21 protein-coding genes and 1 other annotated feature are annotated in these 21,287 nt (G+C 51.1%); of the genes, 19 read left to right on the top strand and 2 right to left on the bottom strand.

Annotated features, from left to right (window positions below; genetic code table 11):
• Positions 1 to 171: 171 nt before the first annotated feature.
• The 12 genes from ACOBQJ_RS02045 (at position 172) to ACOBQJ_RS01990 (ending at position 12,192) form a co-directional block, all read left to right on the top strand.
• A complete protein-coding gene (locus tag ACOBQJ_RS02045) occupies positions 172 to 984 on the top strand; it encodes a TlyA family RNA methyltransferase (protein WP_421070043.1) in 813 nt (270 codons plus the stop codon).
• Positions 985 to 1,023: 39 nt separating this feature from the next.
• Complete coding sequence (locus ACOBQJ_RS02040; protein ID WP_421070042.1) at positions 1,024 to 1,893, top strand: NAD(+)/NADH kinase; 870 nt, start codon at positions 1,024 to 1,026, stop codon at positions 1,891 to 1,893.
• Positions 1,886 to 2,458 carry a tRNA (mnm(5)s(2)U34)-methyltransferase gene (locus ACOBQJ_RS02035; protein WP_421070041.1) on the top strand — a complete coding sequence of 191 codons (573 nt, stop codon included), beginning with the start codon at positions 1,886 to 1,888 and terminating at the stop codon, positions 2,456 to 2,458. The genes ACOBQJ_RS02040 and ACOBQJ_RS02035 overlap by 8 nt, the downstream gene beginning before the upstream one ends.
• Positions 2,459 to 2,914, top strand: coding sequence for an arginine repressor (gene argR / locus ACOBQJ_RS02030; RefSeq protein ID WP_421070040.1), 456 nt, complete (start codon positions 2,459 to 2,461; stop codon positions 2,912 to 2,914). It begins immediately after the preceding gene.
• A 5-nt stretch (positions 2,915 to 2,919) separates the two neighbouring features.
• On the top strand, positions 2,920 to 4,608 hold the full coding sequence (gene recN, locus ACOBQJ_RS02025; RefSeq protein ID WP_421070039.1) for a DNA repair protein RecN: 1,689 nt from the start codon (positions 2,920 to 2,922) through the stop codon (positions 4,606 to 4,608).
• A gap of 508 nt (positions 4,609 to 5,116) precedes the next feature.
• The gene (spoIVB, locus tag ACOBQJ_RS02020) at positions 5,117 to 6,424 is read left to right on the top strand and encodes a SpoIVB peptidase (RefSeq protein ID WP_421070038.1); all 1,308 of its coding nucleotides are present in this window, start codon (positions 5,117 to 5,119) and stop codon (positions 6,422 to 6,424) included.
• A gap of 206 nt (positions 6,425 to 6,630) precedes the next feature.
• Positions 6,631 to 7,401 carry a sporulation transcription factor Spo0A gene (gene spo0A, locus ACOBQJ_RS02015; RefSeq protein WP_421070037.1) on the top strand — a complete coding sequence of 257 codons (771 nt, stop codon included), beginning with the start codon at positions 6,631 to 6,633 and terminating at the stop codon, positions 7,399 to 7,401.
• A 318-nt stretch (positions 7,402 to 7,719) separates the two neighbouring features.
• Positions 7,720 to 8,844: a M20/M25/M40 family metallo-hydrolase gene (locus ACOBQJ_RS02010; protein ID WP_421070036.1), complete on the top strand. Its 1,125-nt coding sequence runs from the start codon at positions 7,720 to 7,722 to the stop codon at positions 8,842 to 8,844.
• 52 nt (positions 8,845 to 8,896) lie between these two features.
• Positions 8,897 to 9,153: a binding site (T-box leader), on the top strand.
• 91 nt (positions 9,154 to 9,244) lie between these two features.
• Positions 9,245 to 9,787 carry a 2-oxoacid:acceptor oxidoreductase family protein gene (locus ACOBQJ_RS02005; protein ID WP_421070035.1) on the top strand — a complete coding sequence of 181 codons (543 nt, stop codon included), beginning with the start codon at positions 9,245 to 9,247 and terminating at the stop codon, positions 9,785 to 9,787.
• 41 nt (positions 9,788 to 9,828) lie between these two features.
• On the top strand, positions 9,829 to 10,086 hold the full coding sequence (locus tag ACOBQJ_RS02000; protein WP_421070034.1) for a 4Fe-4S binding protein: 258 nt from the start codon (positions 9,829 to 9,831) through the stop codon (positions 10,084 to 10,086).
• Between the two features lie 4 nt (positions 10,087 to 10,090).
• Positions 10,091 to 11,221: a hypothetical protein gene (locus ACOBQJ_RS01995; protein WP_421070033.1), complete on the top strand. Its 1,131-nt coding sequence runs from the start codon at positions 10,091 to 10,093 to the stop codon at positions 11,219 to 11,221.
• 32 nt (positions 11,222 to 11,253) lie between these two features.
• Positions 11,254 to 12,192, top strand: a complete 939-nt coding sequence (locus tag ACOBQJ_RS01990) for a thiamine pyrophosphate-dependent enzyme (protein ID WP_421070032.1) — start codon at positions 11,254 to 11,256, stop codon at positions 12,190 to 12,192.
• 10 nt (positions 12,193 to 12,202) lie between these two features.
• Here ACOBQJ_RS01990 and mciZ read toward each other — a convergent pair whose 3' ends face one another.
• Positions 12,203 to 12,331: a Z-ring formation inhibitor MciZ gene (gene mciZ, locus ACOBQJ_RS01985; RefSeq protein ID WP_421070031.1), complete on the bottom strand. Its 129-nt coding sequence runs from the start codon at positions 12,329 to 12,331 to the stop codon at positions 12,203 to 12,205.
• 206 nt (positions 12,332 to 12,537) lie between these two features.
• Here mciZ and spoIIM point away from each other — a divergent pair, with 206 nt between their 5' ends.
• Entirely contained in the window at positions 12,538 to 13,167 is a 630-nt protein-coding gene (spoIIM, locus tag ACOBQJ_RS01980; RefSeq protein ID WP_421070030.1) for a stage II sporulation protein M, read from the top strand.
• On the opposite strand, the gene ACOBQJ_RS01975 is transcribed toward spoIIM, so the two are convergent.
• The gene (locus ACOBQJ_RS01975; protein ID WP_421070029.1) at positions 13,164 to 14,339 is read right to left on the bottom strand and encodes a hypothetical protein; all 1,176 of its coding nucleotides are present in this window, start codon (positions 14,337 to 14,339) and stop codon (positions 13,164 to 13,166) included. The genes spoIIM and ACOBQJ_RS01975 overlap by 4 nt on opposite strands.
• Positions 14,340 to 14,741: 402 nt before the next feature.
• Between ACOBQJ_RS01975 and xerD the strand changes: the two genes are divergently transcribed.
• The 6 genes from xerD to spoIIAB all read left to right on the top strand — a co-directional run bounded on the left by xerD (position 14,742) and on the right by spoIIAB (position 21,255).
• Complete coding sequence (xerD, locus tag ACOBQJ_RS01970; RefSeq protein WP_421070028.1) at positions 14,742 to 15,626, top strand: site-specific tyrosine recombinase XerD; 885 nt, start codon at positions 14,742 to 14,744, stop codon at positions 15,624 to 15,626.
• Between the two features lie 274 nt (positions 15,627 to 15,900).
• Positions 15,901 to 17,073, top strand: a complete 1,173-nt coding sequence (locus ACOBQJ_RS01965) for a phosphopentomutase (protein WP_421070027.1) — start codon at positions 15,901 to 15,903, stop codon at positions 17,071 to 17,073.
• 70 nt (positions 17,074 to 17,143) lie between these two features.
• Positions 17,144 to 18,457: a pyrimidine-nucleoside phosphorylase gene (locus ACOBQJ_RS01960; RefSeq protein ID WP_421070026.1), complete on the top strand. Its 1,314-nt coding sequence runs from the start codon at positions 17,144 to 17,146 to the stop codon at positions 18,455 to 18,457.
• 113 nt (positions 18,458 to 18,570) lie between these two features.
• Positions 18,571 to 19,755, top strand: coding sequence for a D-alanyl-D-alanine carboxypeptidase family protein (locus ACOBQJ_RS01955; RefSeq protein ID WP_421070025.1), 1,185 nt, complete (start codon positions 18,571 to 18,573; stop codon positions 19,753 to 19,755).
• 664 nt (positions 19,756 to 20,419) lie between these two features.
• Positions 20,420 to 20,791, top strand: a complete 372-nt coding sequence (spoIIAA, locus tag ACOBQJ_RS01950; RefSeq protein ID WP_421070024.1) for an anti-sigma F factor antagonist — start codon at positions 20,420 to 20,422, stop codon at positions 20,789 to 20,791.
• A 14-nt stretch (positions 20,792 to 20,805) separates the two neighbouring features.
• Positions 20,806 to 21,255, top strand: a complete 450-nt coding sequence (gene spoIIAB / locus ACOBQJ_RS01945; protein ID WP_421070023.1) for an anti-sigma F factor — start codon at positions 20,806 to 20,808, stop codon at positions 21,253 to 21,255.
• Positions 21,256 to 21,287 lie beyond the last annotated feature (32 nt).

Raw genomic sequence — 21,287 nt, 5'->3', positions numbered from 1 at the left:
GTTTTATTTTATTAATAGTTTTACTCCAAAGATTATTGCTTTGGGAGTCAATAAAAAAGTTACGTATAAATTAATTTAAATCTTGTTAATCTGTTTATAATCATGTTAATCCTGTGAAATTGGTTTAAAAGTAGTTGCGGCATGGATGTCAAAGTTCGGGGGTATCTGGCTTTGTCCCAAAAAAAACAACGATTGGATTTGAGGCTGGCCGAAGAGGGCCACTACCCGAGCAGGGAAAAAGCAAGGGTGGCCATTATGGCCGGTCTGATTTTTGTTAACGGGGAAAAAGCAGACAAACCGGGTATGCTGGTGAAACCGGAGTCAAATATAGAAATCCGCGGCAGTTCCCTGATTTATGTAAGCCGGGGCGGGCTTAAACTTGAGAAAGCAATAAAATCTTTCGGCCTGGACCTGAAGGACCGGGTGGTTTTGGACGTGGGCGCGTCAACCGGGGGTTTTACTGACTGTGCCCTCAGGAACGGGGCCCGGCTGGTTTACGCGGTTGACGTAGGCTATGGCCAGCTGGCCTGGCGGCTGCGGAACGATGAACGGGTGGTGGTATTGGAAAGGAACAATATTCGCTACCTGACAGCGGAGTCACTGCCGGAAACCCCGGATTTTACCACTATTGACGTATCCTTTATTTCACTGTCAAAGGTCCTGCCCAGGGTCGGCGAACTTACCGCGCCGGACGCGGGGGGAGTGGCGCTGGTCAAGCCCCAGTTTGAGGCGGGCCGGGACAAGGTTGGCAAAAAAGGGGTAGTGAGGGACCCGGTCGTCCACTCGGAGGTGCTGCGTGCTGTCGCGGCCCTGGTCCATGAGCTGGGGTGGGCGGTCGGCGGCCTGGATTATTCTCCTGTCACCGGGCCGGAGGGGAATATCGAATTTCTATTTTATTTTATGAAAAAGGGAACGCCGGCAGATTGCAATATTGATGAAGTGGTTAATAACGCGCATGTCAATTTTGGCTATCTGCGGGCTTGACAACCAGACTTATTTATACTGCAGGGGAGGGCGCCTGTTTTGAAAAAATTTGGGCTGGTAGTAAACCTGAATAAAAATGAAGTCCAGCGTCTCGTTGAACAGATAGCCCGCTGGCTGGAAGAAAGAGGCTGCGAGGTTATGATCAAAGAAGACACCGCCAGCGCCATAGGCCTTTCCAGGCTGGGCGTTCCCCAGGAGCAGCTGTTCGGCCAGGCGGAGTGCGTGATTGTGTTCGGCGGTGACGGGACCATGCTCTGGACGGCGCGGAAGGTAGCCAAAGCAGGCACGCCCCTGATCGGCATAAACATGGGACACCTCGGTTTTCTTACCGAAATAGACGTTCCGGAAGCGCTGGCCGACCTGGGTAAAATTTTGGACGGCCAGTATCATGTGGAAGAGAGAATGATGCTTGAGGCTTCCGTATACAGGGACGGCAGCCTGGTTGAGAACTCGGTCGGACTGAATGACGTTGTAATCAGCAAGGGCGCTATCGCCAGGCTAATCCGCCTTGAGACACATGTGGACGATAATTTTGTTAACAAATACCACGGGGACGGCTTAATCATAGCGAGCCCCACCGGTTCAACCGCCTATTCGCTTTCCGCAGGCGGCCCCCTGGTGTCGCCGGACCACGATTTGCTGCTGCTCACCCCGATTTGCCCGCACTCGCTGTGGGCGAGGCCCGTGGTGATCACGCCGGAGAGCGAGATCAAGGTGGCGCTGCTGTCAGACGGCGGCGCGGTGACGCTCACCATGGACGGCCAGTATGTTTTCAGCCTGCGCCAGTACGATGAAATTGTGGTCAGGCGGGCCCACCAAAAGGCGAAATTCCTGCGGATTACCGGCAGGAACTTTTTTGAGGTGCTGCGAAAGAAAATGAAAGAAGAAGGAGACCGTAACAGTGTCTAGGGGTCTGGACAGCGCCGTCCACCTGGTCCAGCAATTTTTGTCCGGCTCTGCTAAGGCCGGTGGAACATCTGTCGACGCGACAGCCGGCAGGGGGCACGACAGCCTGTTCCTGGCCAGGCTGGCGGGGCCGGAGGGCAGGGTTTACTCCTTCGACACCCAGGAGACCGCCATCCAATCCACGCGCCTGCTGCTGGAAAGAGAAGGGCTGGCTGACCGGGTCACATTAATAAAATCCGGCCATGAGGACATGGAAGAATACGTTTCCGGCCCGGTCGACGCGGTGATATTCAACCTGGGCTACCTGCCCGGGGGCGACCACTCTTTTGTAACCAGGCCGGAGCCGACCGTGCGGGCTCTTGAGTCAGCGCTGCGTTTACTGCGGCCGGGCGGCCGGGTCGGACTGGTAATATACACCGGGCACCCGGGGGGCACGGAAGAGTGCGAGGCTGTGGAAAAGACTGCAGCCGGCCTGGACGGCTCCCTTTATAATGTAATTAAGATAGTTGTATTAAACCGTGCCGCGACTGCGCCGGTTGTCATAGTCATAGAAAAGGCGGGTGTTTAGATGAAAGCCGGGCGGCAGCACAAAATCCTGGAGATTATCAGGCGCCAGCATATCGGGACCCAGGAAGAACTGTCAAGTGAATTGAGAAAAAGCGGCATTAAGGTCACCCAGGCCACAGTTTCAAGGGACATCAAGGAATTGGGCCTGGTCAAGATACCCTTTGCAAACAATGAATTTTACTATGCCAGCCCGGGAGAAAGCCGCCTGCACCGCAGCGAAGAACGGCTGAAGAGGTTATTACTCAACTCGGTGGTAGGGTTGGATGCCAGCGAAAACCTGATTATTGTAAAAACAAATCCAGGCGGCGCTCAGGTTGTGGCTTCCGCTATAGACACGTCCGGATGGGACGAGATAATCGGCACGGTCGGCGGGGACGACACGATCCTGGTGGTGGTAAAGCCTAAAGAGGCAGCCGGCGCTGTTTTGAAAAGGTTCGGTGACCTGCTCGGGGGGTAGGATATATGCTGCACAGTATTTTTATTAAGAATTTTGGTATCATTGACCAGTTAAGAATAGACTTCCAGGATGGTTTGAATGTGCTGACCGGTGAAACCGGCGCCGGCAAGTCTATTATTATAGACGCCCTGCAGATTGCCCTTGGCGGCAGGCCGTCGGCCGATCAGATCCGTACCGGCTCTGAAAAAGCTTTAATCCAGGTAACTTTTGATATCAGCGGCATTAAAGGGCTTGCTTCAGTATTAAAAGAAACGGGCCTTGACGACCCTGAAGAACCGGTAATGGTAATGACCAGGGAAATTACCCGAGCGGGCAAAAACATCTGCCGCATCAATGAGCAGGCAGTCAGCCTGTCATTCTACAGGAAAATAGGCGGCAGTCTGGCGGACATGCATATGCAGCCCGAATTAAATTCCCTGCTCAGCCAGGATAAGCAGCGCCAGCTTTTGGACCGTTTTGCCGGGGACAGAACGCTGGCAGCTCTGAGCGAGGTAAATCTTCTTTACACACGCTGGAGAGAGGCCCGCAATAATTTTGAAAAATTGGACGCCGAGGCGGGAGACAGGGCCAGGCGAATTGACACTCTCTGTTACCAGATCGAAGATATCCGCCAGGCAAATCTTACCCCGGGTGAAGATACCGAACTGGAAGATGAAAAAAAGTTCCTGGCAAATGCTGAAAAAATAAGCATGCTGGCAGCAGAGGCGTATGCTTCACTCTACGAGGCAAAAGGCAGCCAGCTTTCCGCCCTGGACCTGCTGGCCCGGGCGGCTGATAACCTGAGAAGCCTGGCAGCCCTGGACAGGCGTAATGAGCCACTGCTGGCATCTCTTGAAAACATCCTCTACCAGGCTGAAGACGCCGCCAGGGAACTGGCCGGCTACCTGGACGGGGTGGATTTCAGCCCCTCGCGTTTGGAAGCTGTTGAGGAAAGGCTCGAGCGGATAAAAAAACTTAAGAAGAAATACGGAGGGACTATTCCTGAAATAATCAGCTGCCTGGAAGCGGCGCAGAGCGAACTGGCCGTCCTTGAAAATATAGACCAATCGTTGGGAAAAGCGTCTCAGGATGTTGAAACCGCCCTTGCCGAGTACAACCGGGCCGCGGGCATATTGGGAGCCGCCCGGAGAAAAGCAGCCAGGGCGCTGGAAGACGCGGTGAAACAGGAGCTGCTCTACCTGGAAATGGGCCGGGTGGATTTCAAAGTCTCCTTTTCTGATATTGAGGGGCCTGCTCAGGGCGGGCAGGAGCGGCTCGAATTTATGATCTCAACAAATCCGGGCGAACCGCTCAAACCTCTGGCTAAAATTGCCTCCGGCGGTGAGATGACCCGGATCATGCTGGCGCTGAAAGCTTTGCTGGCAGACACCGATGAAGTGCCGGTGCTGGTTTTTGACGAAGCGGACACCGGCGTCGGCGGCCGCGCTCTGCAGGCGGTTGCGGAAAAAATGCTGCAGCTTGGCATGAGTCACCAGGTCATATGTGTCACCCACTCCGCCCAGGTGGCCAGCCTCGGCAAGGCGCACTACAGAATAGCCAAGGAATATGAAGGTGACCGTACGGCCACCAGGGCTATACTGCTTGATCCCGAGGAACGCCTGCAGGAACTGGCAAGGATGCTGGACGGCAGCGAGGTTACCGAAATTACGCTGCGGCACGTTCGTCAAATGATGCGGCTGCCAACGGAAAAATGATTTTAGTAAGTTTATATTGAACCCGCCAGCTGCCTTTTGGCGAAAAAAACAAATTCACAGGATTAACATGATTTAAACTGATTAACTGGATTTTATAAATTTAATAATTAAGTTATTTGCTAACTCCCGAGGCAACAGTATTTTGGAGTAAAATATATTTTTCACTGAGATACTTAAAAAATTTACTATTTATATTTATTTAAAATCTTGTAAATCTTAATTAATCCTGTAAATCTTGTGAATATGTAAAATTAATTGTTCAAAATCATGTTTGTAAAAAACATGGTTTTTTATTTTTATACCAGGAAAATGATCTAAAACTTACAATCCGGCTTATTAGATCAGAAAAAACGCCATTTTGGAAAGTTGAGGAACATTTAGGCGTAATAAAAGCGGATTTCTAAGGTTATATTAAATTTACACTTATTATTGTCGTTTTATTTGAAATATCTTCATTTTGCTTAATTTTTTTTGGAGGTGGCTGGCAATAAAATTGGAGGAGTGATGCTTGAGGGGAAGATTACGCGGACTCTTATGCTGTATTCTGGTTTTGGTATCCGGTTTTTTGTCCTACCAGGCACAGGGTATAATGCAGCTGCCTGATAAACAGTCCGTTGTTGTTGGTGAACCGCTAAAAATAGAGTTCCCCGCCCCGTTGCAAAAGTCATTGAAATCTCAGGTATATGGCAATGATAATTTATCAAGTGAATATAAAGATTTTGATTCTGATCCGACTTCCTTTCCGGCAGCGACAGAGCCGGGACAATACCAGGTAAGGCTCAGCCTTTTTGGCCTGATCCCGGTGCGGGATGTGCTGGTAAGCGTTGTCCCGCAGGTAAAAGTAGTGCCGGGCGGCCAGTCCATAGGCGTCCTGATCCGTTCCCAGGGAGTAACAGTGGTAGGCCATTCCGCCGTGCTGGATGAGTACGGCAACCATGTTAACCCGTCAGGAGATCTAAAAGAAGGGGACGTCATTCTAAAGGTTGACGGCGTGTCCCTGCGCAGCGACGGCCAGTTCCGTGACGCCGTGGCGAAGGCCGGCGCCTCCGGAAAACCACTGACCATGGAGGTGGAACGTAACGGCCAGACCTTTGTTACCAGTATTAATCCGGTATATTGCAAAGACACGCTGCGTTTCCGGGTCGGACTGCTGATCCGGGACAGCACGGCAGGTATCGGGACACTGACTTTTTACGAGCCTGAGAGTATGGTCTACGGCGCCCTGGGCCACATGGTTACAGATTTAGGTTCAACGAGCCCTATTGAAATATCAGACGGTGAAATTATTGACGCTGATGTCCAGTCCATCCACCGGGGCAGGAGAGGACAGCCCGGCGAAAAAGTAGGAATATTAATTGGCGACAAGAAAGTTAACGGCACTATTACAAAAAACTCCAGGCTGGGGATTTTCGGCGCTTTGAAAAAAATTATGGCCAAAGAAGCTTATAACGAGCCTATACCGGTGGCCATGACAGACCAGATCCATGAAGGGCAGGCTGAAATTTTAACAGTTATTGAAGACGACAAGGTTGAAAAATTTGAAATAGAAATTATCAAAATAAACCCGCTGGCAAGACATGACGGCAAGGCCATGGTAATAAAAATTACCGACCAGCGCCTATTAGACAAGACTGGCGGCATTGTCCAGGGTATGAGCGGCAGCCCGATTATCCAGGACAACAGGTTGATCGGTGCGGTAACCCATGTATTTGTTAATGATCCGACAAAAGGCTACGGGATCCCGGCTGAATGGATGGTTGAAGAATCAGGCCTGCAAAATAAAAACGGCCGAACGGCCGAACAGCCGGCCGCTTAAAATTTTAAGAAAAACCCTGTGTAACCAGGGTATTTTTTTTGCTATAAAACATGCTTATAGTTTTACTATAAATATAATTAACCAGATTATACCAAATTTATTAAATTTCCAAATTTATCTGAAGGAGTTTTATTTTGGCCGTCGAATCTAGGTTATAGTATAAATTAACAAAATATAGAAAAAGAGATTTAGGAGGCGGGGAACTTATGATTAGGAAGTCTATTCGTCTATTGATTGCAGATGATAACAGAGACTTCTGCGAGCTGCTCAAGGAATTTTTTACCCAACAGGAGGACTTAAACCTCGTCGGCATAGCCTATAACGGCCTGGAAGCATTGCAAATGATAAAAGAAACCAACCCCGATGTGGTTGTTTTGGATATCATCATGCCTCACCTCGATGGGATAGGAGTTCTCGAAAAACTTGTTAGCGGCAGCTCCGGCGGCAAGCCAAGGATTATCATGCTGACAGCTTTTGGGCAGGAAAGCGTTACTCAAAAAGCGGTAGAGCTGGGCGCGGATTATTATATTTTGAAACCATTCGACTTTAATGTCCTGGCCACACGTATCCGCCAGCTTGCTGACGGAGTCAACGTATCACAGTATATTACTCCATCCAAGCCCAAAAACCTCGATGTTTCCGTAACAAATATCATCCACGAGATGGGTGTGCCGGCGCATATCAAGGGCTATCTTTACCTGCGTGAAGCAATTTTGATGGTTATCGGCGAGGTAGGCCTGCTGGGCGCGGTAACCAAGGAACTTTACCCGATGATCGCCCAGAAATTCCAGACCACACCCAGCAGGGTGGAACGGGCGATAAGGCACGCCATTGAGCTCGCCTGGGACCGCGGTAATGTTGAGATGATGGCCAAATTTTTCGGCTACACTATCAACCTGGAGCGCGGCAAGCCCACCAACAGCGAATTCATAGCCATGGTGGCCGATAAGCTGAGGATTGAACAAAAGGTAAGCTAGGGCAAGGGTTTAAAATTTACCGGAATTATTCCTTTAATATTAGATAATTATATAAATAAAATCTAATGACACCACGTATTAATTGGTATCGGCCAATTGATACGGAGGTGTTTTTTTATAGCTCACAGCCACATTGGCATCGTCTCAAACGGCAGACCCTTTTCGTTTAGTTTTAACTGCAACCTGTTCATAAACCATGGACTTTTATTCTATCTATATTTCAATATTCAAAAAAATTGCTTCAGGGTATATAATAGCAGTTGTAATATTTTTTTGCGTGGCATGTGTATTCCACCCTGCAGATAAGGTGGTGCTGTTTTGGTCAATCCCAAAAGAATGGTCGAAGAGTTCCTGGAGCTGGTCCAAATTGACAGCGTATCCGGAAAAGAACGGCAGATAGCCGATCTGCTTAAAGAAAAACTAGCAGGGCTCGGCCTTGAAGTACTGGAAGACGGGGCGGGCGGCAAGGTGGGCTCCGACACCGGCAACATTATCGGCAGGCTGCCCGGGAGCGGCAGCGGGCCGGTCCTGATGCTGTGTTCCCATATGGATACAGTTGAGCCGGGCCATGGCGTAAAACCCCGGATAGAAAGCGGCGTCATCCGTTCCGCCGGCGACACGGTGCTGGGAGCTGACGACAAGGCGGGGATTGTGACTATCCTGGAAGTTTTAAGGGTTATCCGGGAGCAGAACATCAGCCATGCGGGGCTGGAAGTTGTTTTCACCATCTGGGAAGAAGGAGGGCTCTTTGGGGCCAAAAACCTGGAGTATGGCCGCTTAAGCGCCAGGATCGGTTTTGTGCTCGACAGTGACGGTCCGCCGGGAACAATTATAACCCAGGCTCCTTCGCAGGACAGGATTGGCGCTACCATAAAAGGCCGGGCGGCGCACGCCGGGATAAACCCGGAGGACGGAATTAACGCCATCCAGGTGGCTTCGCATGCTGTCGCCCAGATGAAACTGGGCCGCATCGACCACGAGACAACCTGCAATATAGGAATAATTACAGGCGGTAAAGCCACCAATATCATACCTGACAGCGCTACCCTGGACGGGGAGACCAGGAGCCTTGACGCCGGTAAGAGAGAGGCCCAGACCGCCCTTATGTGCGGGGCGATCAGGGAGGCCGCCGCCAAATTCGGCGCAGGACTCGATATAGTTACTGAAACACTTTACCATGATTTTAATTTAAGCGAAGAATCGCCGCCGGTGCGGCTGGCCGTTGAGGCCGCGGTAAAACTGGGCCTGACGCCGAAGCTTGAAAAAACCGGGGGCGGCAGCGACGCCAATATTTTTAACAGCAGGGGTATCGCCACGGCAGTGTTGGGTATCGGCATGAAAAAAGTGCATACCACCGAGGAGTATATAGCCCTGGACGACCTCACCGGTAACGCTGTTTACCTGTTGGAAATTGTGAAATCAGTAACAGGTTATAAGGCTTAGCCGGGTATGTTGACAGAAAAATAACTGGTCAGTTATAATAAATCCAATATGCAAAACGACGATGACAGGAAATAGTAAGCTTATCCTTGGGCTGCAGAGAACCGCTGTCTGGTGTGAGGCGGTCGAAGAGGCAAGCCGAACTCATCCTGGAGCTGCCGACCGAAATCATTTCAGAAAGTAGGCTCGGACGGAACTTCTACCGTTAAAAGGAAGGGGAAATCGGCTCTTAAGATCTCGACTCCTGATGGAGTGAACGGCATTAGCCGTTAACCTGAGTGGTACCGCGGAGTTTACCCCTTCGTCTCAGAGTTCTGAGCGAGGGGTTTATATTTTTATAAAAGAGATGAAAGCTACAGATAACATGTGGCTATGGCAGCACCATGGAAGGAGGAGGAACGCTATGTTAGAACTACGGATCAACGGGTTTGGCGGGCAGGGCTCCGTTACCCTGGCTCACTTGCTGGCGCAGGCTGCGCTGGAAAACGGTGAGCAGGGACAGGCCTTGCCTTTCTTCGGGGTGGAGCGCCGCGGAGCGCCGGTGCGGGCGGCAGTGCGCATGTCTCCCACTGCTATTCACGCGCACAGTCAATGCGAGCTGCCGGATTATGTGGTAGTGATGAGCGAAAAGCTCACCGGAGCCGCGGTCAGTGAAGGCATTGCTGAGAACGGCGCCGTAATAATTAATGCTCCTCACGCCGCAGCTGTGGACAAGCACACTACCTGGCAGGTGGACGCGGACGCCATCGCCCGCGAAGCCGGATTATTTTCCGCCGACGGGCTCTTTATCAATATTCCGCTGTTTGGCGCGGTGTGCCGGGTACTGGACATCCCGCAAAATATTATGGAACAAACTATATTGCATAAATGGCCGGGCAAAAACGGCGAGCGCAACCTGGGCGCCGCTGCCAAGGCTTATGACACCGTAAAGCAGGTTAGCGTATAGAGCGCACTTTATATTCGGATAAGCGAAAGGAATTGAAATAGATGAAATCAATTACAAAAGCCTACCGGCCCATTTCCTGGCCGATGAAGGGGTCCGGCGGTGATACCGGTTCCTGGCGATCGCACCGTCCGGTTGTTGACACAAAGAAATGCACCAAATGCCAATTATGCTGGGTATATTGTCCGGAAGCGGTCATTGACCGCCATGAAATTACTATTGATTACCGCTACTGCAAGGGCTGCGGCGTGTGCGCCAAAGAATGCCCCACCGGCGCGATCAGCATGGAAAAGGAGGAGTAGCAGTATGAAAGCAGCGCAAGTAATAATGGATACCGGCGCCCATGCCGCCGCTCTGGCTGTTAAATACGCCCGGGTGGACGTGGTGCCCGGCTACCCCATCACCCCCCAGAGCAGCATTATGGAAGCAGTGTCCGCAATGGTTGAAAATGGCGAGCTGAACGCCCGCTTTATTCCGGTGGAAGGCGAACACAGCACCCTGGCCGCCGCCGTGGCCGCCGCCGCCGCCGGCGCCCGCGTTTTCACTGCCACCTCGTCCAACGGCCTGCTTTATATGCACGAAGTTTTACATATGGCTGCCGGCGGACGTTTGCCGGTCGTTATGTGTAACGTTAACCGCGGTATTTTTGCCCCCTGGACCCTGTGGGCTGATCAACAGGACTCATTTTCCCAGCGCGATACCGGCTGGATCCAGTATCACTGCTCCTCCAACCAGGAGGTGTTCAACACCGTTTTGCAGGCTTACCGCGTGGCCGAACAGATCAATATACCTGTGATGGTCAACTTTGACGGTTTTACTATCTCCCATTGTCTGATGCCCCTCACCCTGCCGCCACAAGAGGATATCGACCGTTTCCTGCCTCCGCATGAACCGGAATGGCGGCTCGACCCGGCTCATCCCTCTTCCTTCAGCAATGTGACCAATGCGGCCGAATACGCGCCCTTCCGCCAGATGCTGTCCAACGATATCCTGGCGTCCATCCCGCTGGTAAAGCAGGCGGCGCAGGAGTATAAGGATATCACCGGCATGTGGGATGGCGATACCATCGACACCTACCGGCTGGAAGACGCCGAAGTGGTAGCTTTTGCTGTCAACAGCATGGCAGCGGAATTAAAACTTTCCATCGATATCCTGCGCGAGCAGGGCATCAAAGCCGGCCTGCTGCGGCCGCGCCTATACCTTCCATTTCCTGCCGATGATATCGTCAGCGCGCTGCCGCAAAATGCGCAGGTAATGGTACTGGACCGCAACTATAACTTCGGCCACCCCGGCGGTATTTTGGCCGCAGAGCTGAAAAGCGTTCTCTTTGGCCGGCGCAGCGATATCACGGTTAAAAACCGGGTAATGGGCATTGGCGGCGTCGACCTGACCCGCCGCTACATGGCCGCTGAAATTCGCGCCATGATGGATGAATAAAAAGCATAGACCATGAAAGGAATGGACGAGATATGACTACCAGTATTAAACAATTACCGGATATTGAGCAGGTTTTAAGCGGCAATGGGTCCTGCGGTGGCTGCCCCTCCCCAATGGCGCTGCGCATCGTGGGCAAAGCTTTGGGACCCAACGCCATCATGCTGCTGACCCCCTCCTGCGCGGTAGCCAGCATGGGCATGACCCCCAGGCTGGCCTACAACTGGCCCTGCATTAATATTTGCTTTGCGACTGCCGGTTCTTCGGCCTCCGGTATTACCCAGGCGGTTGAAATATTGAAGGAAAAGGGCCGCCTGCAAGGCGAACTGCCCACTGTATTCAATTGGGTAGGTGATGGCGGCACCTATGATATCGGTTTCCAGGCTCTTTCAGCCGCAGCCGAGCGCAACGATAATATCATTCACTTTTGCTATAACAACGAGGCTTACAGCAACACCGGCGTGCAGCGCAGCGGCGCCACCCCGCGCGGCAGCTTTACCACCACTACTCCCGCCGGCAAGCGCCAGCCCAAGAAAAACATGGCCCTGCTGATGCTGGAGCACAATATTCCCTACGTGGCTACCGCCACCGTGGCTTACCCCGGCGATTTGTACGACAAGGTGGTAAAAGCCAAAAACATCCCCGGCATGAAATACATCGAAATTCTGGCCCCCTGCTATTTAGGCTGGCAGTTCGATATGGCTGATACCGTCCAGATGAGCCGTATGGCTGTGCGCAGCGGCGCCTGGCTGTTATGGGAAGCGGAAAACGGCAAGATTAGTTTTAATAACCCCAGCTCGTTTATCGTCAGCGGCATAAAAGACGCTGACCCGGTGGATGAATACGTAATGAAGCAGGGCCGCTTCAACCGTCTGCTAAAAGGCCCTGACGCCGCCCAGCGCATCGCTGAGATTCAAGGCGACATCGACCGCCAGATCGCTTTTATGCGGGAACGGGCGAAGATTACGATTTAATTAAAAATATTTAGTTAAACAATTCTATAATCATTTCTTTGACAGTCCGGTACCTTTTGCTGTATTCACTGAGCAGGAGGCGGACTTCTTTTATTTTTCCGCAGATAAAGAACCCCTCTTGCTGGGTGTACACTTTCATGAAAATTCCTCCCTCTTTTGTAAGCATGACTAATATATGAGCTAAAAGGGGGGATTATGCGGGCTGGTTTTTCCATTTTATTCCGGCTGATATGAATGCCGCCGGGCCGTCATAAAATTTTGGGACTGGCCATAGAAATAAAGAGCGAAGATATATGATCACGAAAAGTCTAATCCTTATTAGCACTGTTAAAAGGGGGGATAGGGATGGGCAGAAAGTTTCTGTCTCTGTGGGCTGATTCTTTCCGGCAGAGCTGGCCCGCTTACCTGGCGGTCCTGGTTTTGTTTGCCCTTGGCATCACAGCGGGAACGCTTAGTGTCCAGAGGCTTCAGGCTGACCAGGCACAGGAATTGAGGATGTACCTGGACCAGTTTGTGATGCAGGCGGGGGTGATCGAGGTCGATACTGTAAAGGCTTTGCGGGAGGTCCTCTTAAGCGACATTGTCGTCATCCTGGCTGTTTACCTGCTCGGGCTGACGGTAATAGGCATTCCTGTGATACTGGGGATAATATTTACCCGGGGCTTTGTGCTGGGGTATGCAGTGAGTTTCCTGACCAGCGAAAAAAGCACGCAGGGAATTATCCTGGCCTGCGCCGCGGTGCTCCCCCAAAGCATACTGCTTATCCCGGCTCTCCTAATGGCGGGGGTGGCGTCCTTGTCTTTTGCCGTGCTCCTGGCCAGGCGGTTTAACAACTCAAAAGTTATTGTCTGGCCCAGCTTTGTCGGATACAGCGGCCTGACCGTCGTGGTCCTGGCCTTTGCCGCAGCGGCCGGACTGGTAGAAGTGTACTTTACGCCCTTACTGGTGAAGCTTGCCGCGAATTATATGTTTTAAGCTTTTACAGGTCCGTCAGCGTCTTTTTTCATGATTTTTATTCTGTGGGCAAGGCTTTTAGCGATTACAACAAGTAACAGGATATTTGCTGCCAACCAGATTGGCAGGGCATACTTCAGCGCCTTTCCCGGCAGCAGGGCGAATAAATGCAGCCAGAGCCACTGGACAACTGTTTTAGGCATTATTCCAATTAGAAAAAAGGCATAGTAAGGTCCGCCATGACCTTTTGCATTATTGCCGAAATTAAAAAAATAAACGATGTCGTTGGCGGCCATGCTCTTGTAATAATCCCTGCGCTGGCTGTAAGGTGTTTCACCTTCTTCACTGGGCAGGCTTGCCAAAAACCCCTGCACATGAAGAGGCGCCACGTCACCGCCTTTGTCACTTTTCCAGGTTAGTACCCCGTTTTCAACAAATAAATAATATATCAAAGTGTTACTGTCAGTAATTTTATTTCTGCTGCTTACGGCGATAAAGTCAGGCTGTAGGAACCGGACTTCATGATTATCTTTTGTGGTTTGAAGAGACAACCTGTACTTTTTAACATCTAACGTGTTCCAGTTTAATTGGAAACATCCCCAGTTGCCCTCCGGGCTCCGGCAGTATCCTGTATTGAAGTAGTTATATCCCAGGTCGGAGACCCTGTTGTCCATAGAGCCACCCTGTTCCCACAGCCGGATGTCGTGTGCCGCCAGATGTGCCAGTAATCTCTCACCGCCATGGTTATAGAAGATGAGTAGCCGGCATAAAAACGGTAAAGCTCCCAGTGTGGAAAAAACAAGAAAAATAATCAGGAGCCAGTGGGTAGCCCTTATCAGTTTCGGTAAGTCTGGCTTTAAACTCAGCGCCTCCCCTTCATTTTTTCTTAACATTTTCCAATCCAGCTTTTCCTTAGTGTAATCGTAAAGCGCGTAGATCCAGAATTGACCGCCAAATGCAAAAAGCATTGCAACTGCATACTCATGAAAAATCGAGCCGTAAAGTATAAAACTGTATAGTATTTCAGTAATACCTAGTATGAAAAGAGCAGAGCCCCACATTGCCATTCTTAATCGCCTGGGATAGTCATAATAGCCCTGTAAATGATTTTTAGCGTCTTGGTTTTCCTCACGGCTAATATTCTTTTCCGCGGAATTAAAGAACTGGAAAGCCATAAGTGTAAGGATAAACACTAAAATTGCGATAAATATGAAAGGTACTATACTACTTGGGTCATTACTCAAACAAAACAAAGTTATAAGTAATGACGATATCATATAAACAAATTGATACTTTGCCAGTTTCACAGGGTATACACCTCCTGGCCAAACATGTCTTAATACAAAAAAATAGTGTCATCTTGTGTCGAAATTGGCTGAAATTACAATGACCACCCGGGGCGGGCGGTCGTTAATAAATGTTTTATTGCTTTATTCGATGAACAGTTATTATTACCTCCTTGTCGATAGTGAAGGAAAATTATAAGACCTTTTGTCAATGCTTGATGCTAATTGAATATTACATAAAGGAATCTTTTGGTTCATGTGGAAGTAGAGACTAATTAGTGCTCTACTTTTTTGCTTGAGAGGCAAGCTATGGAAAAATTTTTGGATGAATTTTTATATCACCTGGCTGTTGAGCGGGGTCTCGCTGAAAACACGCTGGTATCCTACCGGGCGGACCTTTCCGCTTACCTTGCATTTTTACGTAAGCGGAAAGTGGTGAGTCTTGAACAAGCCGATAAAGACGAGGTTATGGCCTACCTTTTCACGCTTCAGCTGAACGGTCGCTCTTCCGCCACGGTTTCCCGCCACCTGGCGGCACTGCGGTCATTTTACAGGTTCCTGGTAAGAGAGGGGATGCTGGACCTGGACCCGTCGGCAGACCTCGAATCACCCAAACTGCCCCAAAAACTGCCCAGGGTGCTCACAGCCGAAGAAGTGGACCTGCTGCTTGGACAGCCCGAGACTAGAGAACCCGCGGGGCTGCGGGACAAGGCCATGCTGGAGTTGCTGTATGCGACCGGGATCAGGGTTTCCGAACTGGTCTCCTTAAACCTGGAACAGGTCCATATCGACAACGGCTTTATCCGCTGTTTCGGTAAAGGCGACAAGGAGCGGATTGTTCCAATTGGTGATGTGGCCGCCCGCTGCCTGCAGGAATACCTGGCCAGGGGCAGGCACAAACTAATCAGGGACAACAACCAGTCATTTTTTGTGAACCAGCACGGCAGAAGGCTGACCAGGCAGGGTTTTTGGAAAATCATTAAAAAGTACGCCAGGCAGGCGGGTATAACAAAAGAAGTCACACCTCACACAATCAGGCATTCTTTTGCCACACACCTGCTGGAAAACGGCGCCGACATACGGTCGGTGCAGGAAATGCTGGGCCATGCCGATATCAGCACAACCCAGATTTATACACACCTCACCAGGAATAAACTGAAGGAAATATACGACCGTACCCACCCCCGGGCGTGAAATGAGATGTGAGACGTGGGACGTGGGAACCCAGGCATTCCTTATGAGTCACATAAAAAAAAGACGTGAGACATGTGACGCGAGAAACAGGGTATTCCTTTGGGACGTGAAGTAGTAGGTGCGGCTTTAGCCGCACATCAGACCGTGTCAAGGGGACAGTTCTCTTCATGTCAAGAGGACGGTTCTCTGACACGCAAAAAAAAACGTGTCAAGAAAACCGTCCCCTAGACACGGAACCGTCCCCTTGACACGATTTTAGGAGGCAGCGCAAGTTATGATCAAGCGGGTAGCTTTGTTCGTGTTGGACAGCGCAGGCGTGGGTGAACTGCCGGACGCCGGAGATTACGGCGACAGCGGCAGCAACACCCTGGGCAATATATCCCGCGCTGTGGGCGGGCTGAAAATGCCCAACCTGGGCCGGCTCGGCCTCGGCAACATAATCCCGATAGAAGGGGTGCCGCCGGCGGAGAGTCCCGCGGCTTCATACGGGCGCATGGCTGAAAAGTCCGCCGGGAAGGACACCACCACCGGCCACTGGGAAATGGCCGGCGTAATCATGAAACAGCCTTTCCCGGTTTACCCCAATGGTTTCCCCGCCGGTTTGATAAAATCTTACGAGGAAAAAATAGGCCGCGGGGTATTGGGCAACAAGGCTGCCTCCGGGACCGCCATTATTGAAGAACTTGGGGCCGAGCACATGAAAACCGGTTTCCCCATCGTATATACATCCGCGGACAGCGTTTTCCAGGTGGCCGCGCACGAGGAAGTTATCCCGCTGGAAGAACTGTACCGGATTTGCCGGATAGCCAGGGAAATGCTGACCGGAGAACATGCCGTGGGACGGGTGATAGCGAGGCCGTTTGAAGGAAAGCCGGGAAGTTTTCGCCGCACAGTTAACAGACATGACTTTTCCCTTAAACCACCGGGCGCCACGCTTTTGAATATCCTGGCTGATAACGGAGTGCAGGTTACCGCGGTAGGTAAGATAAAAGATATTTTCGCCGGGGAGGGCGTAACAAACGCCGTTTCAACCAAGGGTAACAACGAGGGCATGGATAAGTCTTTGGAGCTGATGAAATCCGACATTAACGGGCTTGTCTTTACTAACCTGGTCGACTTTGATATGCTTTACGGCCACCGCAACAACCCCCGCGGCTACGGTGACGCTCTGGAGGAGCTTGACCGCTGGCTCCCCCGGCTTTTTAACGCTCTAAAGGAAGACGATGTCTTAATCATCACCGCCGACCACGGCTGTGATCCGACCACTCCCTCGACCGATCATTCCAGGGAATATGTCCCGCTGCTGGTATGCGGCAAGCAAATTTTGGGCGGGGCAGACCTTGGCGTGAGAGAGAGCTTTGCTGATATAGCCGCTACAGTCGCGGAAATTTTCGGCCTTGAGTTTGGCGTGGGGAGGAGCTTCTGGAAACAGGTATATAAGGGATAACAGCGGTTGGTCTTGGCATTCTGCCTTTAAGATTGACGGTTAATTTAAAAAGTATAAGGAAGATTACGTTATGCGCATGTATGATATTATCCTGAAAAAGAGAGAGGGCAAGGAGTTAACCACCGGGGAAATCAAATATTTTGTAAATGGTTACAGCAACGAAAGTATAGAGGATTACCAGGCGTCTGCCCTCCTGATGGCGATATATTTTCAAGGCTTGAGCGATAGAGAAACCGCCGATTTGACCATGGCGATCTGCGACTCGGGAGAGCGGGCGGACCTGTCCGCCATCCCGGGCATCAAGGTGGACAAGCACAGCACCGGGGGAGTGGGTGATAAAACCACCCTTGTATTAGTCCCCCTGGTGGCGTCGGCGGGAGTGCCGGTGGCTAAGATGTCAGGGCGCGGACTGGGTCACACAGGCGGTACGGTTGACAAGCTTGAGTCCATACCGGGCTTTAAAGTTTCGCTTGAGCCGGCTCAATTTATTGATCAGGTACGTAACATAGGCGCAGCTGTCGTGGCGCAGACGGGCCACCTGGCGCCGGCGGACAAAAAGCTGTACGCTCTCAGGGACGTCACTGCCACTGTCGACAGCATACCGCTCATAGCCAGCAGTGTAATGAGTAAAAAAATTGCATCGGGCGCCGATGCCATTGTACTTGATGTCAAAGTGGGAAGCGGAGCGTTTATGCGGGATCAGCAGAGCGCTTTAAAACTGGCGCGGGCCATGGTGGACATCGGCAGCCGGGTAGGCAGGCGGACCGTTGCCGTGATTACAGACATGGACCAGCCCTTGGGTTTCTCCATAGGCAATGCCCTGGAAGTAAAAGAGGCCATAGATACGTTGAAAGGCCAGGGGCCCGGGGACCTGCTGGATTTATGCCTGGAACTGGGCGCTACCATGCTGTTGCTGGCGGGAAAGGCTGAAAACTTAAAAGATGGAAGGACAAAACTGCATGAACTAATCAAAAGCGGCCAGGCTCTTAATAAATTTATCGAGTTTGTTTCAACCCAGGGCGGTGACCCGCGGGTTGCCCGGGAAGACGGTGTTCTGCCGGCGGCTAAGTTAACGGCGGCAGTTCCCGCGCCCGCATCCGGTTATATCAGGGGCATTAACGCGGAAGTGATCGGCCGCTCAGCCATGCTGCTGGGGGCGGGCAGGGAGAATAAAGAATCAAAGATAGATCTGTCTGTCGGTATCGTTTTGAACAAAAAAGTCGGGGATACGATAAATTCAGGAGAAACCCTGGCAGTGGCGCACGCGAACGGCACGGAGCGGCTGGAGCAGGCCAAAGAGCTTGTGCAGAGCGCTTATCAGATTGGTGACGTCAAGCCGGAGCCGCAGCGCCTTATACTGGGCACAGTACCCGGGAATATATAAAAACAGAGAGGAACCGCAAGGTTCCTTTTTTTGTTTAAACCGGTTACGTGTATAACTTTATTTATTGTAAACATAATAGAAAATGACCCAGACGACATGAGGAGGTATATTTCTTGAGTAAAAGACGGTGGGTAATTTTATTGGTTGCGGCGCTCGTATTCAGCATGACCGTGGGGCAGGCGGCATGGGCCGCTCAGGAGGCGGCAAAGGAAAAAACTCCGGCAAAAGGAGCTGTCCCGGCGGGGCTGGAAACTACAGCTGAAGCGGCGGTGCTTTTAGAACCGGTGACAGGCAAAATTGCTTACGAAAAAGAAATGGACAAGAGGCTGCCCATGGCCAGCGTAACCAAGCTGATGACTCTTTTAGTGGCGACGGACGCGGTTGAAAAGGGAGATTTCAAGCTTACTGATAACGTGGTGACCAGTGAAAACGCCTGGGAAATGGGAGGCTCACAGATCTATCTTGAAATCGGGGAGGAGATGAGCCTTTGGGACATGCTTGCGGCCATAGGGCTGCAGTCCGCCAATGACGCCTGCGTGGCTGTTGCCGAGCATATTATGGGCAGTGAAGAGGCCTTCGTAGAGGCCATGAATGACAAGGCAAAATCTTTGGCGCTGGAAAACACAAACTTTGTGAACTGTCACGGTCTTACCGCGGATAACCATTACACCAGCGCCTATGATTTGGCGCAAATATTAAAAGAAGGCCTGAAAAACCCGCTTTTCAGAAAAATAACCGCTATGAAGGAATACGATCTGCGGGGCGGCGCCTTCAAGCTGTGGAATACAAATAAACTTCTCTGGTGGTATGACGGGGCGGACGCCGGCAAGACCGGCTGGACGGAAGCGGCCAAATACTGCCTGGCCTCGTCCGCGGAAAGGAATGGCCTCAGATTTATCTGCGTGGTCCTTGGAACTGAACAAGTCAGGAGCCACTTCAGTGAATCTATGAAAATTTTTGACTATGGGTATGCCAGGTATAAATCCGTCAATTTCGCTGAACAGGGAGCGGGGGTCGGACAACTGAAAGTCAGCAAAGGCCAGTCAGATATGGTCGAGGTGCAGGCCCTGGACAAGGTCAGCGTAATTGTATCCAAGGGTGAGGAAAAAGGGTTTGAACCAAAATTGGAACTGCCTGAGAGCATCAACGCGCCCGTGCAAAAAGGACAGGAAGTGGGGTCGTACGTTGTCAGCAAAAACGGGCAGGAGGTATTGAGGGTAAAACTGGTGGCCGGGGCTGACGTGCCAAAGGCGTCGCTGGGCCAGCAGATGAGAAGGGTTTTAGACAGCGTATACTGAGACGTGGGACGTGAGAAGTGAGACGTGGGAATCCTCTAAGAATGTCATGCAGACTCGCGTCCCATGTCTCACATCTCATTTCTTAATGGAATGCGTCAAGAGGGCAGTTGTTTCTAAGCGGTTTATTCTCTCGAGCGTGTCATGAGGACAGTTCTGTTGACACGCTTTTGTCTCAAGACTCAATTTTAGAAACCGTGTCAACAAAACCGTCCCCAAGACACGCTCGGCGGACCGTTCCTGGACATGCTCCCGCGGTCAATAATACCGTTTCCTGGATGCGATCTCGCTGCTCAATGGAGCAGCGGGTCTCAACACCATAGATTTCATTATTATAATTATGACAGCGGAACGGGGACACATCTCTCATCTGTCGGCAGACTCGTATCGTAACAAAACATACAATGACAGAGAAATGAGGACACATCTCTCTCACAGGCATTCCTTTGAGGTCAGAGATATGTCACCGATGTAATGTGTGTCAACAAACTTGTATCTTAATAAACAAACAATGTCATCGGAACGGGGACACACCTCTGTTTGGAGTTTTACTCCGGGCCGAGGAATGTCCCCGATTGAAAAAACGGGTCTTGTGAAAAGACCCGTTTTATGTTGCTTGCCTTTTTAAAATATATTTGGTAAGATTTAGCAAAAGGGGATAATGCAGTTGATTATAAAGAAAAAAGGGGGACGCCCGCCTGTGCTTCTGGATGTTGAAATGAAAAAGGACACCCTGTTTGTAAGGCCTAACGGGGAACTTGATCTGGGAGTCGCCGACCGCTTCAGGAGAACTCTGGATGAAACCATAGAAAAGGGAAAGGCAAAAAACCTGGTTTTTAACCTGACCAGGGTGTCTTTTGTGGACAGCTCGGGTTTGGGCGTCCTTTTAGGGCGCTACAAGCGGGTGTCCAAACAGGGCGGCAAGGTATTTATTGTCTCACCGCAGCCCCAGGTGCGAAAGGTCCTCGATCTGTCAGGGCTGCTGCGGATTATGAATGAGTTTCCAAATGAAAACGAGGCACTGGAGAAGATTGGGTAGGGAGGTTGACATAAATGCATTTTATAAACCAGATGAGGCTTGAGTTTTTAAGCATACCGGCCAATGTGGCCTTTGCCAGGGTGACGGTGGCTGCCTTTGCCTCCCAGCTTGATTTTACGCTAGCCGACCTGGAGGAAATAAAGGTTGCCGTGTCTGAGGCCGTGGGCAATTCAATTATACACGGTTATGAGCATGCGCCGGACCGTTTCGTCAGGGTGTATGCAGCGCTGACCCTGGATACCCTGGAAATAAGGGTGGAAGACGACGGTATAGGCATTGTTGATATAGACAGGGCGCTCCAGCCTGCATTTTCAACTGACGCGGAACGCCTGGGCCTGGGTTTCGTCTTTATGCAGTCTTTCATGGAAAATTTCCGGGTGGAATCGACACCGGGCCGCGGCACCACGGTTATGATGAGCAAGAGCGCCGGGGGCAGTATGGTCCGGGCCAGTGAAGCGACATAGATCACAGGCGGCCAGGCGCAGAGATTTGCCGG

Source organism: Pelotomaculum propionicicum, assembly GCF_048984525.1.
Classification (GTDB): Bacteria; Bacillota; Desulfotomaculia; order Desulfotomaculales; family Pelotomaculaceae; genus Syntrophopropionicum; species Syntrophopropionicum propionicicum_A.
Note: the sequence above shows the minus strand (reverse complement) of the source record. Positions and strands in the feature narration are given on the sequence as shown.

Bases quoted from the DNA above. Each gene is read 5' to 3' on its own strand.
- argR (WP_421070040.1), top strand. From the start codon at position 2,459: ATGAAAGCCGGGCGGCAGCACAAAATCCTGGAGATTATCAGGCGCCAG.
- recN (WP_421070039.1), top strand. From the start codon at position 2,920: ATGCTGCACAGTATTTTTATTAAGAATTTTGGTATCATTGACCAGTTA.
- spo0A (WP_421070037.1), top strand. From the start codon at position 6,631: ATGATTAGGAAGTCTATTCGTCTATTGATTGCAGATGATAACAGAGAC.
- ACOBQJ_RS02005 (WP_421070035.1), top strand. From the start codon at position 9,245: ATGTTAGAACTACGGATCAACGGGTTTGGCGGGCAGGGCTCCGTTACC.
- ACOBQJ_RS02000 (WP_421070034.1), top strand. From the start codon at position 9,829: ATGAAATCAATTACAAAAGCCTACCGGCCCATTTCCTGGCCGATGAAG.
- ACOBQJ_RS01995 (WP_421070033.1), top strand. From the start codon at position 10,091: ATGAAAGCAGCGCAAGTAATAATGGATACCGGCGCCCATGCCGCCGCT.
- ACOBQJ_RS01990 (WP_421070032.1), top strand. From the start codon at position 11,254: ATGACTACCAGTATTAAACAATTACCGGATATTGAGCAGGTTTTAAGC.
- mciZ (WP_421070031.1), bottom strand. From the start codon at position 12,331: ATGAAAGTGTACACCCAGCAAGAGGGGTTCTTTATCTGCGGAAAAATA.
- spoIIM (WP_421070030.1), top strand. From the start codon at position 12,538: ATGGGCAGAAAGTTTCTGTCTCTGTGGGCTGATTCTTTCCGGCAGAGC.
- xerD (WP_421070028.1), top strand. From the start codon at position 14,742: ATGGAAAAATTTTTGGATGAATTTTTATATCACCTGGCTGTTGAGCGG.
- ACOBQJ_RS01965 (WP_421070027.1), top strand. From the start codon at position 15,901: ATGATCAAGCGGGTAGCTTTGTTCGTGTTGGACAGCGCAGGCGTGGGT.
- ACOBQJ_RS01960 (WP_421070026.1), top strand. From the start codon at position 17,144: ATGCGCATGTATGATATTATCCTGAAAAAGAGAGAGGGCAAGGAGTTA.
- spoIIAB (WP_421070023.1), top strand. From the start codon at position 20,806: ATGCATTTTATAAACCAGATGAGGCTTGAGTTTTTAAGCATACCGGCC.